Source organism: Variovorax davisae (assembly GCF_030316845.1).
Taxonomy (GTDB): domain Bacteria; phylum Pseudomonadota; class Gammaproteobacteria; order Burkholderiales; family Burkholderiaceae_C; genus Variovorax; species Variovorax davisae.
Window position 1 is genome coordinate 152,320 of sequence record NZ_JASZYS010000010.1, and the last position, 14,504, is coordinate 166,823.

At 68.6% G+C, this 14,504-nt stretch carries 14 protein-coding genes and 1 riboswitch; of the genes, 6 read left to right on the forward strand and 8 right to left on the reverse strand.

Annotated elements, in window-relative coordinates; all coding sequences use genetic code 11:
* The 3 genes from QTI33_RS22635 to QTI33_RS22645 are packed head-to-tail and all read right to left on the reverse strand — an operon-like array spanning position 1 to position 3,220.
* The gene (locus QTI33_RS22635; protein ID WP_286508576.1) at positions 1-642 is read right to left on the reverse strand and encodes an amino acid synthesis family protein; all 642 of its coding nucleotides are present in this window, start codon (positions 640-642) and stop codon (positions 1-3) included.
* Between the two features lie 21 nt (positions 643-663).
* Positions 664-1,590, reverse strand: coding sequence for a UPF0280 family protein (locus tag QTI33_RS22640; RefSeq protein ID WP_286508577.1), 927 nt, complete (start codon positions 1,588-1,590; stop codon positions 664-666).
* 4 nt (positions 1,591-1,594) lie between these two features.
* On the reverse strand, positions 1,595-3,220 hold the full coding sequence (locus QTI33_RS22645) for a 6-hydroxynicotinate reductase (protein WP_286508579.1): 1,626 nt from the start codon (positions 3,218-3,220) through the stop codon (positions 1,595-1,597).
* Between the two features lie 248 nt (positions 3,221-3,468).
* Here QTI33_RS22645 and QTI33_RS22650 point away from each other — a divergent pair, with 248 nt between their 5' ends.
* Genes QTI33_RS22650 through QTI33_RS22670 form a run of 5 tightly spaced genes read left to right on the forward strand, consistent with a single transcriptional unit; the run spans position 3,469 to position 6,991 of the window.
* A complete protein-coding gene (locus QTI33_RS22650; RefSeq protein ID WP_286508580.1) occupies positions 3,469-4,242 on the forward strand; it encodes a ferredoxin--NADP reductase in 774 nt (257 codons plus the stop codon).
* A 13-nt stretch (positions 4,243-4,255) separates the two neighbouring features.
* Positions 4,256-5,032 (forward strand): TetR/AcrR family transcriptional regulator, encoded by a 777-nt coding sequence (locus QTI33_RS22655; RefSeq protein WP_286508581.1) that lies wholly within the window; start codon positions 4,256-4,258, stop codon positions 5,030-5,032.
* Positions 4,978-6,177, forward strand: coding sequence for an amidohydrolase family protein (locus QTI33_RS22660; RefSeq protein WP_286508582.1), 1,200 nt, complete (start codon positions 4,978-4,980; stop codon positions 6,175-6,177). Before QTI33_RS22655 ends, QTI33_RS22660 begins: the two co-directional genes overlap by 55 nt.
* A 56-nt stretch (positions 6,178-6,233) precedes the next feature.
* Positions 6,234-6,506, forward strand: a complete 273-nt coding sequence (locus QTI33_RS22665) for a type II toxin-antitoxin system TacA family antitoxin (RefSeq protein ID WP_286508583.1) — start codon at positions 6,234-6,236, stop codon at positions 6,504-6,506.
* Positions 6,503-6,991, forward strand: a complete 489-nt coding sequence (locus QTI33_RS22670) for a GNAT family N-acetyltransferase (protein ID WP_353506353.1) — start codon at positions 6,503-6,505, stop codon at positions 6,989-6,991. The genes QTI33_RS22665 and QTI33_RS22670 overlap by 4 nt, the downstream gene beginning before the upstream one ends.
* A gap of 18 nt (positions 6,992-7,009) precedes the next feature.
* Here the strand turns inward: QTI33_RS22670 and QTI33_RS22675 are convergent, their stop codons facing one another.
* The 5 genes from QTI33_RS22675 to QTI33_RS22695 all read right to left on the reverse strand — a co-directional run bounded on the left by QTI33_RS22675 (position 7,010) and on the right by QTI33_RS22695 (position 13,503).
* Entirely contained in the window at positions 7,010-7,411 is a 402-nt protein-coding gene (locus tag QTI33_RS22675) for a GtrA family protein (RefSeq protein ID WP_286508585.1), read from the reverse strand.
* Complete coding sequence (locus QTI33_RS22680; protein WP_286508587.1) at positions 7,408-8,373, reverse strand: glycosyltransferase family 2 protein; 966 nt, start codon at positions 8,371-8,373, stop codon at positions 7,408-7,410. The genes QTI33_RS22675 and QTI33_RS22680 overlap by 4 nt, the downstream gene beginning before the upstream one ends.
* Positions 8,366-10,132 (reverse strand): phospholipid carrier-dependent glycosyltransferase, encoded by a 1,767-nt coding sequence (locus QTI33_RS22685; RefSeq protein WP_286508589.1) that lies wholly within the window; start codon positions 10,130-10,132, stop codon positions 8,366-8,368. Before QTI33_RS22685 ends, QTI33_RS22680 begins: the two co-directional genes overlap by 8 nt.
* 55 nt (positions 10,133-10,187) lie before the next feature.
* Complete coding sequence (gene metH / locus QTI33_RS22690) at positions 10,188-12,941, reverse strand: methionine synthase (protein WP_286508590.1); 2,754 nt, start codon at positions 12,939-12,941, stop codon at positions 10,188-10,190.
* A 23-nt stretch (positions 12,942-12,964) separates the two neighbouring features.
* A riboswitch (S-adenosyl-L-homocysteine riboswitch) is annotated at positions 12,965-13,057 on the reverse strand.
* An 8-nt stretch (positions 13,058-13,065) separates the two neighbouring features.
* A complete protein-coding gene (locus QTI33_RS22695) occupies positions 13,066-13,503 on the reverse strand; it encodes a PACE efflux transporter (protein ID WP_286508592.1) in 438 nt (145 codons plus the stop codon).
* A 102-nt stretch (positions 13,504-13,605) separates the two neighbouring features.
* On the opposite strand from QTI33_RS22695, the gene QTI33_RS22700 reads away from it, so the two are divergent.
* Positions 13,606-14,493: a LysR family transcriptional regulator gene (locus QTI33_RS22700; protein ID WP_286508593.1), complete on the forward strand. Its 888-nt coding sequence runs from the start codon at positions 13,606-13,608 to the stop codon at positions 14,491-14,493.
* Positions 14,494-14,504 lie beyond the last annotated feature (11 nt).

Here is a 14,504-nt window from a genome sequence, read left to right on the forward strand (position 1 = left end):
TCAGCGAAGGCCGTCCCACTTGGAAATGTTCTCGGCGCGCAGACCGCCGACGCGATCATGCACGCGGTAGCCGGTGCTCATCGCCAGAATGAAGACGATCTCGTCGGCCGCCGGCGCGCCCGGCACGCGGACCTCGATGGCGTCGAACTGGCCGCGCACGTAGCTGGCGTTGATGTTGGTCAGCGGCACGTCGAGCGCAGCGCCCGGCGGGCCGACCTTCTTGGTCGACGGCACGATCGACAGCGCATTGCCGGGCTGGCCGGTCTTCTCTTCGGCCTTGCCCTGCCGGTAGGCGTCGCGGTCGCCCTTCCAGCCGAGCAGCTCGCGCATCGCATAGCCGCCGGGCACGTGCCAGAGCGCGCCGTGCTCGAGTTCGCCGGCGGCACCCACGATGGCGCCCTTGCCGTAGGTGGCGATCTGCTCCACGGGCACGTCCATGGCGGCGCGCAGGCGGTGCGCCATGTCGACGCCGACCGGATCGAGCAGCGCCATCATCGGCAGGATGTCGGGCTCGTAGCGGCCCGCGAAGGGATTGGTCAGCACCGCGCCGATGGCGCCCCGCACCAGCGGCGTTGCGGCGCGCGGTCCGAACTCGTGGTGGATGTGCTCGACATGGGTGAAGACGCGGCGGATATCGATCATGAAAAGGTGTCCTGCTTTTCGTTAAGCAAATACTGAACCAACTGCAGCGGCGGCGATGCCGCCCGCACCCTGCGGCGGCAGCCCCGCCAACCCGGAGCTTAAGGGCTGGACGACCCGCCACTGCCCCTGGCAGACCAGCACCACGGAGGCCACCAGCCCGAGGCGCTGCAGGGCCTCGGCGCGCTCGGCGCCCGCATCCAGTGCACGATGCACTTTGGCGGGCGGGAGTGCGCCCACGGCGACCGTCACCGGGATGTCACCCAGGTCGCTGTCATCCTTGCATTCGTTCGCCGGCCGGCGCTCGATGCCGTCATCGGCCACGTCGACCGCATTGGCGATCACGGTGGCGGCGGCGTCGGCCTGAGCCGCGGTGGCGGCCAGCACCGTCACGCTGTCGGCGATGCCGAGCGAGAAGCTGCGGCCGCGCCAGCCGCTGGTGGCGACGCCGCGCACCGGCTGTTCGGCACGCACTTCGAACTGGCCGTCGGTGGCGATCGGGCCCAGCGCCCGCAGGTCGAAGCGCGCGAGGTCGGCGAACAGGCCGATGCGCGCGCTCTGGCCGGGCGCCAGGTGCAGGGCGATGTCGCCGCCGTTGTTGAGCCAGGCGCGCTCGATGCCCGGCCGCTGGTAGCAGCCGATCAGCTCCTGCGCCACCGCGCCGGCGACCGCGGCCATCGGCGTGATGAAGCCGGCGCGAAACGGCGCGCAGGCTTCCCACATGCGGCGCGCCACCGGCCCGCGCAGCAGGCAGTCGCCGTCGGCCACCGGCCGCCGCAGCTGGGGCAGCTCGGCCACCAGCTCGTCGAGCAGCACGGCGAAGCGGCGCCAGACATGCTCGTGCGCCACCGCGACTTCGACCGCATCGCCATGCGCCTCGGCGATGAGATCGATCGGCCCGTGGTGGAGGTGCCAGCGGTTGGCGTCGAGCGCCGTTCTTTGAGCTGACACGGCGTCAGCCCAGCATCGGCGGCTGGCCCAGCGGCCAGGGATTGGCCGCATCCATGCGCAGCCACCGGCGCGCCAGCGGCGCACCGTCGTCCTGCCAGGCGCCGCGGGCCAGGGCCTGTTCGAGCGAGAACACATGCTCCATGTGGCCCCCCAGCGCCGCATAGTCCTCGCGCCGCATGCTGAATTCGATCGGCGCGACGATCGCCGGGGTCGGCACCGTGCCGAAGCTGTTGTCGGGCATGCGCAGCACGTCGGCCATCACCGTGATGCCGCCGCCGGGCCACACGTAGGCCGGCGCGCCGCCGCAGGTCACGTTGACCAGCGCCCGCTTGATGGCGCGCGTGAGCAGCACCGGGTTTTCGGTCACGCCGGCGCGCAGGGAGCCCCCGGCGCCGCCCAGGAACAGCACCGTGCACAGCGAGGGCTCGCAGTTCTCGCCGATGCGCTCGACGATGCGGCGCACCTCGGCCGGCATCGGCTGCTCGACCGGCTGCAGCTGCGCGTCGAGCACGTACCACTGTGCGTGTTCGCCGGTGGTCGATGTCATGAGCAGGCGCAGGCCCGGCCGGGCCACGCCCTCTTCCCAGCCTTCGATGATCGACAGCGGGTCGTCGATGTCGGTGCCGCCCCAGCCGTTGCCCGGATTGGCGACCTGGAAATAGCGCCCCGGCGTCGACTTGCGCCCGCGCATCTGGATGCCCGAGGGCGCCATGTCGAGGCAGCGCCCGGCCTGGTGCTCGGTCAGCACACCGGTGATGTGGTCGTCGACCACCACCACCTCGTCGGCATGGCCGAACAGCTGGCGCGCGAAGATGCCCACCGCCGCCGAGCCGCAGCCCACGCGCATGCGCTGCTCCTCGACGCCATTGACGATCGGCGCGCGGCCGGCCTGGATCACCATGCTGGCGCCGCCGTCGATCACGCATTCGACCGCCTTCTTGTTGCCCAGCAGCTGCATCAGCTCGCAGGTCATGCGGCCTTCCTTCTTGCTGCCGCCCGTGAGGTGGTGCACGCCGCCCAGCGACAGCATCTGCGAGCCGTACTCGGCCGTGGTGACATGGCCGACCACCTCGCCCTTGTAGCGGACGTTGGCCTGCTCGGCGCCGAGGAAGCGGTCGGTGTCGATCTTCACCTTGAAGCTGCAATAGCTGAAGATGCCTTCGGTGACCACCGTCACCATGTCGACGCCCTGCGCCTTCGAGGCGACGATGAAAGGCGCCGGCTTGTAGTCCGGATAGGTGGTGGAGGAACCCACGCCGGTCACGAAGACCTCGTCGGCATGCAGGAGATCGCCGTCCCAGTCGGCATCGGCCACCGGCGCCTCGGCGGGCCCGGCCTCGCCGGCCTCGTTGCCGATGCGCGCGAACGGCACCAGTGCCGGCGATTCGCTCGCCAGTTCGCGCCGCAGCAGCACCACCGGGTCGACCCGCACCAGCACCCCGGCCCGGTTGGCGTAGCGGTCGCAGGCACCGGTGCGGCCGTCGGAGATCTGGCACAGCACCGGGCAGGCGTTGCACTCGACCTTGCTGGTGCTCATGCGCTCGTTGCGCAGCGGCGCGCGGCCCAGGGCTTCGGGCACCACCGGCATGTCCATGCCGGGCAATCCATCTGTCTTGGTGTGTTCGGTCATCGCGGGGGTCTCGTGGCAGTCTGGGGAGGGAAGGCGAGCGGAAGTGCAACATCTGTGCCGGCCGCCCGCTGGCACCTTCTCTTGTGCTGGAACTGACGTTTGTGTAGCATTCCCTACACTTTCATGTGGTGAACGCTACATTTATTGATCCAATGTAGCAAACGGGCCCGATGCTTGCATTGGGGTTTTCGCGGGCATCGCCGACAATTGGTGCATCCCTTTTTCGTTCATAACCATTCCTGACCCTTATGAGTGCATTCAGCGAAGAACGCGTGCTCAGCGTCCACCACTGGACCGACCGGCTGTTCACCTTCACCACCACCCGCGATTCGGCCCTGCGTTTCTCCAACGGCCACTTCACGATGATCGGCCTGAAGGTCAACAACAAGCCGCTGCTGCGCGCCTACAGCATCGTCAGCCCCAACTACGAGGAGCACCTGGAGTTCCTCAGCATCAAGGTTGAAGAAGGCCCGCTGACCTCCCGGCTGCAGCACATCCAGGTCGGCGACACGATCATCGTGGGCCGCAAGCCCACCGGCACGCTGCTGATCGACTACACGCTGCCGGGCAAGCGGCTGTACCTGTTCGGCACCGGCACGGGCCTGGCGCCGTTCATGAGCATCATCCGCGACCCCGAGACCTACGAGAAGTTCGAGCAGGTCATCCTGGTGCACGGCGTGCGCCAGATCGACGAGCTGGCCTACCACGACCTCGTCACCGACCACCTGCCCAAGCACGAGATCCTGGGCGAGATGATCGAGAAGCAGCTGCTCTACTACCCGACCGTGACGCGCGAGGAGTTCCGCAACATGGGCCGCATCACCGAGCTGATCGAGAGCAACAAGCTCACCGACGACCTCGGCCTGCCGCCGCTCAATGCCGCCGAAGACCGCGTGATGCTGTGCGGCAGCCCGGGCCTGCTGGTCGACCTCAAGCACATCCTCGAGGCCCGCGGCTTCAAGGAAGGCAACACCTCGACGCCGGGCGACTTCGTCGTCGAGCGCGCCTTCGCCGAGAAGTAGAGCGAAGCCGCAGATGCCCGAGGCCAAGGCAGCCGCACGCAAGGGCGCGCCCAAGCCCGCGACCCGCCGCACCGGCGTGCGCGAGGCCGCGGCGCAGGCCACCCGCGAGAGCATCCTGCGCGCGGCCACCAAGGTGTTCGCGAAGTACGGCTACGACGGCGGCAGCGTCGAGAAGATCTCGAAGGCCGCCAAGTCGTACGACCGCATGATCTACTACTACTTCGGCAGCAAGGAAGGCCTGTTCATCGCGGTCCTCGAAGGCATCTACCGGCGCATGGACGACGCCGAGGCCGCGATCGACCTCGACGCCACGCGGCCGGTGGAGTCGCTCACCGCGCTGATCCGCTTCGTGCTCGGCTACTACCGCAAGAACCCCGAGTTCGTCACGCTGCTCAACACCGAGAACCTGCACAAGGGCCGGCACATCGCCAAGTCGCTGCGGGCCCGCGAATACTCGTCGCGGGCGATCTCGATCATCAGCGAGATCGTCGCCGCGGGCGTCCAGCAGGGGCTGTTCCGCGACGACGTGGCGCCGCGCGACCTGTACCTGCTGATCGCCTCGACCGGCTATTTCTACACGTCGAACCGGCACACGCTGACCGCGTTCCTCGGCGAGCCGCTCGAGACGCCGGAGGCCGTCGCGCATTGGGAAGACTTCGTGATCGAGACAGTGCTGCGCACGGTCGATGCCGGAGCCCCCGACGAAGAAACATCACAACCCCACGAGGTCAAGAAATGGCAGAAGTCGCAACCGGCGCCAAGTCGGGCAAGGTCGTCATCCGGAACATAGGTCTGCTGCTGTCGGGCGACATCGACAAGCCCATCCTGGATGCCGACACCATCGTCGTCAACGACGGGCTGATCGTCGCCGTCGGCAAGGAGAAGGACTGCGACCTCGAAGGCGCGAAGACCGTCATCGACTGCAGGAGGACCTGTGTCGCGCCGGGCCTGATCGACAGCCACGTGCATCCGGTGTTCGGCGACTGGACCCCGCGCCAGGGCCAGATCGGCTGGATCGACTCGACCATGAACGGCGGCGTCACCACCATGATCTCGGCCGGCGAAGTGCACCTGCCGGGCCGGCCCAAGGACATCGTCGGGCTGAAGGCACTGGCCATCACCGCGCAGCGCGCCTTCGACAACTTCCGCCCCGGCGGCGTGAAGGTGCTGGCCGGCGCGCCGGTGATCGAGAAGGGCATGGTCGAGAGCGACTTCAAGGAACTGGCCGAGGCCGGCGTGGGCCTGCTGGGCGAAGTGGGCCTGGGCTCGGTCAAGGCCGGCTACGAGGCCAAGGAGATGGTGGCCTGGGCCCGCAAGTACGGCATCCAGAGCACCATCCACACGGGCGGTCCGTCCATTCCCGGCTCGGGCCTGATCGACAAGGACGTGGTGCTGGAGGCCGACGCCGACATCATCGGCCACATCAACGGCGGCCACACCTCGCTGCCGGAGGCGCATGTGTGCGAACTGTGCGAGAAGTCGTCGCGGGCGATCGAGATCGTGCACAACGGCAACGAGCGCGTCGCCATCGCGGCGGCCAAGGCGGCGCTCGACCTCAAGTGCCCGCACCGCGTGATCCTCGGCACCGACGGGCCGGCCGGCTCGGGCGTGCAGCCGCTGGGCATCCTGCGCATGGTGGCGATGCTGTCCTCCATCGCGAACATCCCGGCCGAGCTGGTGTTCTGCTTCGCGACCGGCAACACGGCGCGCATCCGCAAGCTCAACTGCGGACTGGTCGAAGTCGGCTGCGATGCCGACTTCGTCTTCATGGACCGGGCCCAGCACTCGCCCGCGCCCGGCTTGCTCGAGAGCGTGCAGCTGGGCGACATCCCGGGCGTCGGGATGGTCATGATCGACGGCATCGTGCGCTGCGGGCGCAGCCGCAACACGCCGCCGGCGACGGAGATTCCGGTGGTGGTGTCAGGCGGGCATTGAGGCAGCGACAGAATCAATGTATGGACGTTGTCCATACATTTCCCTAAGATGACTACATGTCCACCTCTGCCACCCACACCATCAGTCTGCGCACGCCGCCCGCGCAGCGGGAACTGATCGACCGCGCCGCGCGTCTGGCGGGAAAGAGCCGCACGGACTTCATGCTGGAGGCTGCCAGCGAAAAAGCGCAACAGGTCCTCCTGGACCAGACGCATTTCGAGGTGCCGCCGGAGAAATACGAAGCCTTCGAAGCCCTGATGTCGGCGCCGCTGTCGAACAATGGCGCCATTCAGCGCTTGCTGGCAACGCGCGCGCCTTGGGACAAGTGAACCCCGGCGCGTTGGGCGCACCCACGCCCCTGACCGCAGCGCACGAGACATCGCAATTCGTCTGCAGACATCCCGCTCTGTCCAGTTGGCTCGCAAGGCGCGCTCTCGCCAACGCCGTCGGCGGGGCATCGAGGACCTACGTGGTCTGCGCACCGGATCAACGCGTCGTGGGCTTCTATGCGCTGGCGGCCGGGTCCGTCGAACTCCAGGCCTCACCCAGCAAGCTGCGTCGGAACATGCCCGATCCTTTGCCGGTGATCGTGCTCGGACGGTTGGCTGTGCATACCGACTGGGCCGGTCGAGGGCTGGGCACGGCGCTGCTCAAGGATGCGGTGATGCGTTCAGTGCAAGCGGCTGAACTCATTGGCGTGCGTGCCATGCTCTGTCACGCCATCGACGACAAGGCCAAGGCCTTCTACTTGAAGCACGGATTCGCAGAGAGCCCGACCGACCCGCTGACAGTCATCCTCGGATTGAGACCCTGAGCCGGATTCGGCCATGTCTCAACCCGCCTTGGTCGCGCCCTTGAACACCAGAAATCGCGCCGTCACGAAATTGACGGCCAACCCAGCGCAGCTGCCGAGCGCCACGCCGAGCGCCGGGGCCAGCGGCCCGCCCAGCCAGTGCAAGGTCAGCACGTACGCCCCGTAGTTGACCAGCGCACCCGCCATCATCGTCAGCAGGTAGCGCAGGTACTCGCCCGCGATCGACGCGCCCGAGTGCCTGCCGGCGAAGGTGAAGCGCCGGTTCAGCGCCCAGGTGACGGTGGCGGCGGCGAGGAAGGACAGCCCGCGCCCGCCATACCAGCCGAGCGCCGGCGCCACCACGTAGAGCACGCCGAGGTCGACGACGAAGCCGATCGTGCCGACGACCGCGAACGACAGGAACTCCCGCCCGAGCCTCATGGCCGGCCGGCGGCGGACCGGACGCCGGGGATCCCCAGGTAGCACAGCCGCTTGGCCTCGCGCCGGCCGATGGTCACGGTGTGCAGCACCACGCCGCAGACGAAGGCCAGCATCGCCATCAGCATCATCCCGGTGACCAGCACCGCGGTCGGCTGCCGCGGCACCAGGCCCGTGTTGAGGTAGGTGGAGACCAGCGGCTCCGCGAGGATCAGAGACAGCAGCACCAGCAGGCCCGCGGCGCCGGAGAAGAATTGCAGCGGCCGCTCGCTCACGAACAGCTTGCAGATCGTCTTGAGGATGCGCCAGCCGTCGCGGTAGGTCGACAGCTTGCTCTCGGAGCCTTCGGGCCGCGAGCGGTAGGGCACCGGGATTTCGGCGTAGGGCATGCGCAGTTCGAGGGCGTGGACGGTCAGCTCGGTCTCGATCTCGAAGCCCCTGGACAGCGCCGGGAAGGACTTCGCGTAGCGCCTGGAAAAGACCCGATAGCCCGACAGCATGTCGGTCATCCGACCGTCGAAGAGGCTCGCCACCGCGCCGGTCAGCAAGGCGTTGCCGAAGCGGTGGCCACGCCGGTAGGTCTGCATGTCGGCGCCGTCGTCGACCCGCGAGCCGACCACCATGTCGAGGTTGCCTTCGACCATCAGCGCGATCAGCCGGCGCACCTGGCCGACGTCGTAGGTGGCGTCGCCGTCGACCATCACGTAGATGTCGGCCTCGACGTCCGCGAACATCCGCCGCGCCACATTGCCCTTGCCGCGCAGCGGCACGTGCGTCACGTTCGCGCCGGCGGCCCGGGCCACGGCCGCGGTGTCGTCGGTCGAGTTGTTGTCGAAGACATGGATCTCGGCCTCGGGCAGGGCAGCCTGGAACTCCGCCACCACCTGCGCGATGGCCAGCGCCTCGTTGAAGCACGGGATCACGGCGGCGATGCGCAGCGGGCGCGGGTCGGAAGGTTCAGTCATTCTTGGCAGGCAGGATGCGGTAGGCCCTGGCACCGGCTTTGTCGTACATCAAGGCGAAATGGTCAAGGAAGCCGGGCTGGGCGGCGAGCATCGGGGCGGCGCTGGCGCCGACCGCGATGGCCTCGAAGCCCAGGCCGCGCAGCTTGCGCGCGAATTCGGCCGGCGGCAGCACGATGAAGTCGGCATAGCGCCAGGGCCCGATCGCATCACCCCAGACCGGCGCCGGCCCATAGTAGGTGGCTTCGCTGAGCGCGACCTGGTAGACCCGCCCGGTCGCGTGTTGGCGCAGGTAGTTCATGACCTCGTAGCCGGGCACGTGGGCGTCGAGGAAGGCAGTGCGCTCGGCCGGCGTGGTCGCGATCGCCGCCACGCTGCGCCGCGTCATGTAGAACGAGCCGCCGACGCCCACCGCCAGCAGCAGCACGCCGAGCCAGCGGCCGGCGCGGTCGAGCAGGCCGCGGGCGTTCCAGGCGGGCAGCGCGCGCCGCAGCGCGTCGGCCAGGCGGGCCAGCAGCGCCTGCCAGCCGACCACCGACACCAGCGCGATCAGCGGCACCGAGGCCGCCAGGTAGCGCGGATAGCGCGAGGTCAAGGCCCAGACACCCAGCGAGTAGAGGCTGAACACGGCCGCCGCGCGCACCGCCGGCGACCGCTTCCATGCCAGCGCCAGCGGCGCGAACAGCACGCCCCACAGGAAGCCGTTCGGCCACGCGGCATGGGCGCGCACGTCGTCGAACTGGTTCTTGTAATCGGCCGCGTTCCAGTTGGTGAAGCCGAACAGGCGCGCGCCGATCGGATTGAACGGGTCGCCCGTCAGTACCGCGTTGCGCGCATACCAGTAGATGCAGGGGACCAGGAAGCACACCAGCGCCAGGCCCCAGACCCGGAGCCGGCGCTCGCGCCGGACCACGAACACGGCCACCAGCGGCAGCACGGTGAGGGCCTGGTACTTGGAGCCCGCTGCGACGCCGAGGAAGAAGGCCGCCAGCGCCAGCCAGCGCGGCCCGCGCGCCGGATCGTCGGACTCGCGCCACCACCACAGGGCGGTGCAGGCGGCCAGCACGAAGAGGGCGACGCTGATGTCGATCAGCGCGCTTTCGTAGTCGCCGATGCCGAGCCAGATCGCGGCCGCGGCCAGTCCGGTCAGCCGGCTCGCATGCTGCACGCCCAGCCGGTAGACCATCGCCACCGACAGCCAGCCCGCCAGGGCGCTCAGCAGGTGCGGCAGGACATCGTCGCCGACCGCCAGCGCGCCGGCATGGATCAGGTTGTAGTTGTACGGAAACCAGGGATAGCGCAGCCACTCGTGGACGCCGAGCCGCCCGCTCTGCGCCACTTCGCGCGCATAGGGCAGGTGGTACATCAGTTCGTCGAAGGCCGCCGGCGGCGCCAGCGGCTCGACCAGGGCCGGCAGCGCGGTCAGTACCAGGGCCACGAGCGCCAGTTTCTCGACGAAGCCGAAGGGCTCGGACGGCCCGCGCGGGCCGCGCTCGCGCCGCCAGGCCGGCCATTGCAGCACGGCCGCCAGCAGGCCGAGCGCCACCGTGCCGAGGACGGCGCCGCGGCCGAACAGCCCGGCGATGGCGATGGCCTGGAAGACGCAGACACAGAGCCCGAGCCCGGCCGCGGCCGTCATCGCGGCTTCGAGCGCGGCGTCGCGCCGCCCGGGCGCGCCGATGCGCGCCAGCAGCGCGCGCCCGAGCCCCCAGCAGGCCACCGCGAAGACCGCCATCGCCGCATAGTGGGCGGCCCCGAACATCAGCTTTTGAATAGGAACTCCCGCTCGCCGGTCGTTCTCGCGACGGCTTGGCGCATCACAGGTTCGGCGCCAGCAGGCGCTCCAGCTCGGCCTCGCTCTGGTGGCGTCGCGCCGCCTGGTCCTGCAGCTGGTCGTGGCCGATCTTGCCGACGTTGAAGTAGGTCGAATCGGGGTGGCTCAGGTAGAAGCCGCTGACGCTGGCGGCCGGCATCATGGCGAGGCTTTCGGTCACGCTCATGCCGATCTCGGCGCAGTTCAGCAGCTCGAACATCGGGCCCTTGACGCTGTGGTCGGGGCAGGCAGGATAGCCGGGCGCGGGCCGGATGCCGCGGTACTTCTCGTCGATCATGTCGACGTTGCTGAGCGTCTCGTCGGGCGCGTAGCCCCACAGGTCGGTGCGCACGCGGTGGTGCATCGCCTCGGCGAAGGCCTCGGCCAGCCGGTCGGCCAGCGACTTCAGCATGATCGCCGAATAGTCGTCGAGGTCGTCGATGAAGTACTTCTCCTTCTTCTCGATGCCGATGCCCGCGGTGACCGCGAACATGCCCACGTAGTCCTTGAGCCCGCTCTCGCGCGGCGCCACGAAGTCGGCCAGGCAGCGGCTCGGGCGCGTCACGCCCTCGATCACCTGTTTCTCGGCCTGCTGGCGCATGCCCCACCAGGTGAGCGCGGGCTCGCTGCGCGACTCGTCGGTGTAGAGCACGATGTCGTCGTCGCGCTCGGTGTTGGCGGGCCAGAAGCCGATCACGCCGCTGGCCGTGAGCCAGCGGCCTTCGATCAGGCGCTTGAGCATGCGCTGGCCGTCGGCGTAGACCCGCACCGCCTCGGTGCCGACCACCTCGTCCTTCAGGATGGCGGGGAACGGCCCGGCCAGGTCCCAGGTCTGGAAGAAGGGCCCCCAGTCGATGTACTTGGCGAGTTCGGTCAGGTCGAAGTTGCGGAACACGCGCCGTCCGATGAACTTCGGCACCGGCGGCACATAGCCGGCCCAGTCGACCGGCGTCTTGTTGGCGCGCGCCTTGGCCAGCGGCCACAGCGCCACCTGCTTCTTGTTGGCGTGCTGGTGGCGCACCTTGTCGTAGTCGGCGTTGAGCTCGTCGATGTAGTTCGCCGCCTGGTCCGACAGCAGCGACTGCGCCACGCTCACGCTGCGCGAAGCGTCGGGCACGTAGACCACCGGGCCTTCGTAGTGGGGCGCGATCTTCACGGCCGTGTGGACCCGGCTGGTGGTGGCGCCGCCGATCATCAGCGGGATCTTCTTGATGCGGAAATGCTCGTCCTTCTGCATCTCGCCAGCGACGTACTGCATCTCCTCGAGGCTGGGCGTGATCAGGCCCGAGAGCCCGACGATGTCGGCGCCCTCGACCTTCGCGCGCGCCAGGATCTCGTGGCAGGGCACCATCACGCCCATGTTCACGACCTCGAAGTTGTTGCACTGGAGCACGACCGTGACGATGTTCTTGCCGATGTCGTGGACGTCGCCCTTGACCGTCGCGATGACGATCTTGCCCTTGGTCCGGACGTCGCGGCCGGCGGCCTCGTCCTGGCGCTTTTCTTCCTCGATGTAGGGAATGAGATGCGCCACCGCGGACTTCATCACCCGCGCCGACTTCACCACCTGCGGCAGGAACATCTTGCCCTGGCCGAACAGGTCGCCGACGATGTTCATGCCGGCCATCAGCGGGCCTTCGATCACGTGCAGCGGACGCCCCCCGGTCGCCAGGATCTGCTGGTAGGCCTCCTCGGTGTCCTCGACGATGAAGTCGGTGATGCCGTGCACCATGGCGTGCGACAGGCGCTGGTTGACGTGCACCGGCTGCTCGGGTGTGCCGCGCCATTCGAGCTTCTTGCTCTCGTCCTTGGCGCCGCTCTTGGCGGTCTCGGCCACTTCGACCAGCCGTTCGCCGGCGTCGGGGCGGCGATTCAGCACCACGTCCTCGACCCGCTCGCGCAGCTCGGCCTCGAGGTCGTCATAGACGCCGACCATGCCGGCGTTGACGATGCCCATGTCCATGCCGGCCTGGATCGCGTGGTACAGGAACACGGTATGGATGGCTTCCCGCACGGGGTCGTTGCCGCGGAAGCTGAAGCTCACGTTCGAGACGCCGCCCGACACCTTGGCGCCGGGCAGGTTCTGCTTGATCCAGCGCACCGCGTTGATGAAGTCGACCGCGTAGTTGTTGTGCTCCTCGATGCCGGTGGCGATCGCGAAGATGTTCGGGTCGAAGATGATGTCCTCGGGCGGAAAGCCGATCTCGTCGACCAGGATGCGGTAGGCCCGCTCGCAGATCTCGATCTTGCGCTCGTAGGTGTCGGCCTGGCCCTTCTCGTCGAAGGCCATCACCACCGCCGCCGCGCCGTAGCGGCGCAGCAGCCGGGCCTGGTGGCGGAACTGGTCCTCGCCCTCCTTCATGCTGATCGAGTTGACGATGCCCTTGCCCTGGATGCAGCGCAGGCCGGCCTCGATCACCTCCCACTTCGAGCTGTCGACCATGATCGGCACGCGGGCGATGTCGGGCTCGCTGGCGATCAGGTTCAGGAAGCGCACCATCGCGGCCTTGCTGTCGAGCATGGCCTCGTCCATGTTGATGTCGATGACCTGGGCGCCGTTCTCGACCTGCTGGCGCGCCACCGCCAGCGCTTCCTCGAACTGGCCGTTGAGGATCATCCGCGCGAAGGCCTTGGAGCCGGTGACGTTGGTGCGCTCGCCGATGTTGACGAACAGCGCGCCCTCGCCGATCTGCACCGGCTCGAGGCCGGACAGCTTCATCGGGGGCGGAATCTGGGATGCGGAAGAATCGGTTGGCATGGGCTCACCTGCAGGACGTTGGGGTCAGGCGAGCGTCGTTGCACTCCAGGGACTGGAAGCCCAAGCCTGACGCGGCCGTCCGGGCTGACGGCGGCGCTGCAACGCTCCTTGGGAGCCGGGGATTTTACGCCGGCTGGGCGGCGCCGGCGGCCGATGCCGGCAAGCCGAAGATGGCGTCGAAGGCCCAGTTGAAGACGAAGGTGTAGACCAGGAAGAAAACCACCAGCCCGAGGTCCATCACCAGCGCCTCCCAGAGGCTGACGTCCAGCCACCAGGCGAACATCGGCACCAGGAAGGCCACCAGGCCGCCCTCGAAGCCGATGGCGTGGGCGATCCGGCGGCGCACGCTGCGCCCGCGCACCGCCTGGCCGGACTCCCAGCGCTCGAACAAGGCATTGAACGTCAGGTTCCAGAGCACGGCGATGACCGACGCGATTACCGCCAGCACGCCCGAATGGCCCAGGCCCTGGCCCGACATCAGCGCCAGGCCCGCGCTGGCCGCCACGATGGCGATGCCCTCGTAGAGGCTGATGTAGACGACGCGGCGCTTGAGCCCTTGCATGAAATCGATCCTTTGTTGGTTGGCGTTGAAGAGGACTTTATGTTTGTTCGTCTGATATATAAAGTCATCTTCTTTCAGATATATTGATAGATTGGGGTGACCATGGGTTTTTCCAGCGACAACGTGGCGGTGTTTCTCGCGGTGGTCGACCATGGCTCCTTCTCGGCGGCCGCCCGGGCGCTGGGCCGGGTGCCCTCGGCGGTCAGCATGGCGATCGCCAGCCTCGAAGCCGAACTCGACCTCAGCCTGTTCGACCGCAGCGGCCGCGAGCCGCAGCCGACCGCATCGGCCCGATCGCTGGAGCCGCAGGCGCGCCTGCTGGCGGCGCAGCTCAAGCAGCTTCAGGTGCAGGCGCTGGCGCTGACGCAGGGGCTGGAGAACCGGCTCACGCTGGCCATCGCGCCCGAGCTGCTGGCCGCGCCCTGGAGCGGACCGCTGGCCGCCCTGGCGGCCGAATACCCGCTGCTGGAAGTCGAGGTGCTGGCCGCGCCGCAGGCCGATGCGCTGGCCCTCCTGCACAGCGGCCGGGCCCAGCTGGCCCTGGTGTTCGAGCGCCCCAGCCTCGACGGCCGGGAGGGTTTCCAGGAGGTGGCCAGCGACACCATGGTGGCCGTGATGGCGCCCGACCATCCGGTGCTGGCCGCGGCCGGCGGCCGGCTGCGCGAAGAGCACCTGACGACCACGCGGCAGATCGTGGTCGCCGGCCGCGACCTCGCCACCAGCGACCCGCGCTTCGTCTTCGCGCGCCATGTCTGGCGCACCGACAACGCGCTGGCCGCGCTGAGCCTGATCACCGCCGGCCTGGGCTGGGGCTGGCTGCCGCGCAATTTCGCGCGGCCGCACGTGGCGGCAGGCGCACTGGTCGAGATTCCGTTCGAGAACCTGTCGAACGGGCTCGACCTGTGGGTCGACGTGGTGTGGTCGCGCGAGCGGCCGCTAGGCCTGGGGGCGCAGCGCTTCGTGGCGCTGATCGCCCGCAAGAAGGACTGAGGCCGGCAGTC

Coding starts and splice junctions, on each gene's coding strand:
- QTI33_RS22685 (WP_286508589.1), bottom strand. CDS start 10,132: ATGTTCGGGGCCGCCCACTATGCGGCGATGGCGGTCTTCGCGGTGGCC.
- QTI33_RS22650 (WP_286508580.1), top strand. CDS start 3,469: ATGAGTGCATTCAGCGAAGAACGCGTGCTCAGCGTCCACCACTGGACC.
- QTI33_RS22680 (WP_286508587.1), bottom strand. CDS start 8,373: ATGACTGAACCTTCCGACCCGCGCCCGCTGCGCATCGCCGCCGTGATC.
- QTI33_RS22675 (WP_286508585.1), bottom strand. CDS start 7,411: ATGAGGCTCGGGCGGGAGTTCCTGTCGTTCGCGGTCGTCGGCACGATC.
- QTI33_RS22655 (WP_286508581.1), top strand. CDS start 4,256: ATGCCCGAGGCCAAGGCAGCCGCACGCAAGGGCGCGCCCAAGCCCGCG.
- QTI33_RS22660 (WP_286508582.1), top strand. CDS start 4,978: ATGGCAGAAGTCGCAACCGGCGCCAAGTCGGGCAAGGTCGTCATCCGG.
- QTI33_RS22700 (WP_286508593.1), top strand. CDS start 13,606: ATGGGTTTTTCCAGCGACAACGTGGCGGTGTTTCTCGCGGTGGTCGAC.
- QTI33_RS22665 (WP_286508583.1), top strand. CDS start 6,234: ATGTCCACCTCTGCCACCCACACCATCAGTCTGCGCACGCCGCCCGCG.
- QTI33_RS22645 (WP_286508579.1), bottom strand. CDS start 3,220: ATGACCGAACACACCAAGACAGATGGATTGCCCGGCATGGACATGCCG.
- metH (WP_286508590.1), bottom strand. CDS start 12,941: ATGCCAACCGATTCTTCCGCATCCCAGATTCCGCCCCCGATGAAGCTG.
- QTI33_RS22635 (WP_286508576.1), bottom strand. CDS start 642: ATGATCGATATCCGCCGCGTCTTCACCCATGTCGAGCACATCCACCAC.
- QTI33_RS22695 (WP_286508592.1), bottom strand. CDS start 13,503: ATGCAAGGGCTCAAGCGCCGCGTCGTCTACATCAGCCTCTACGAGGGC.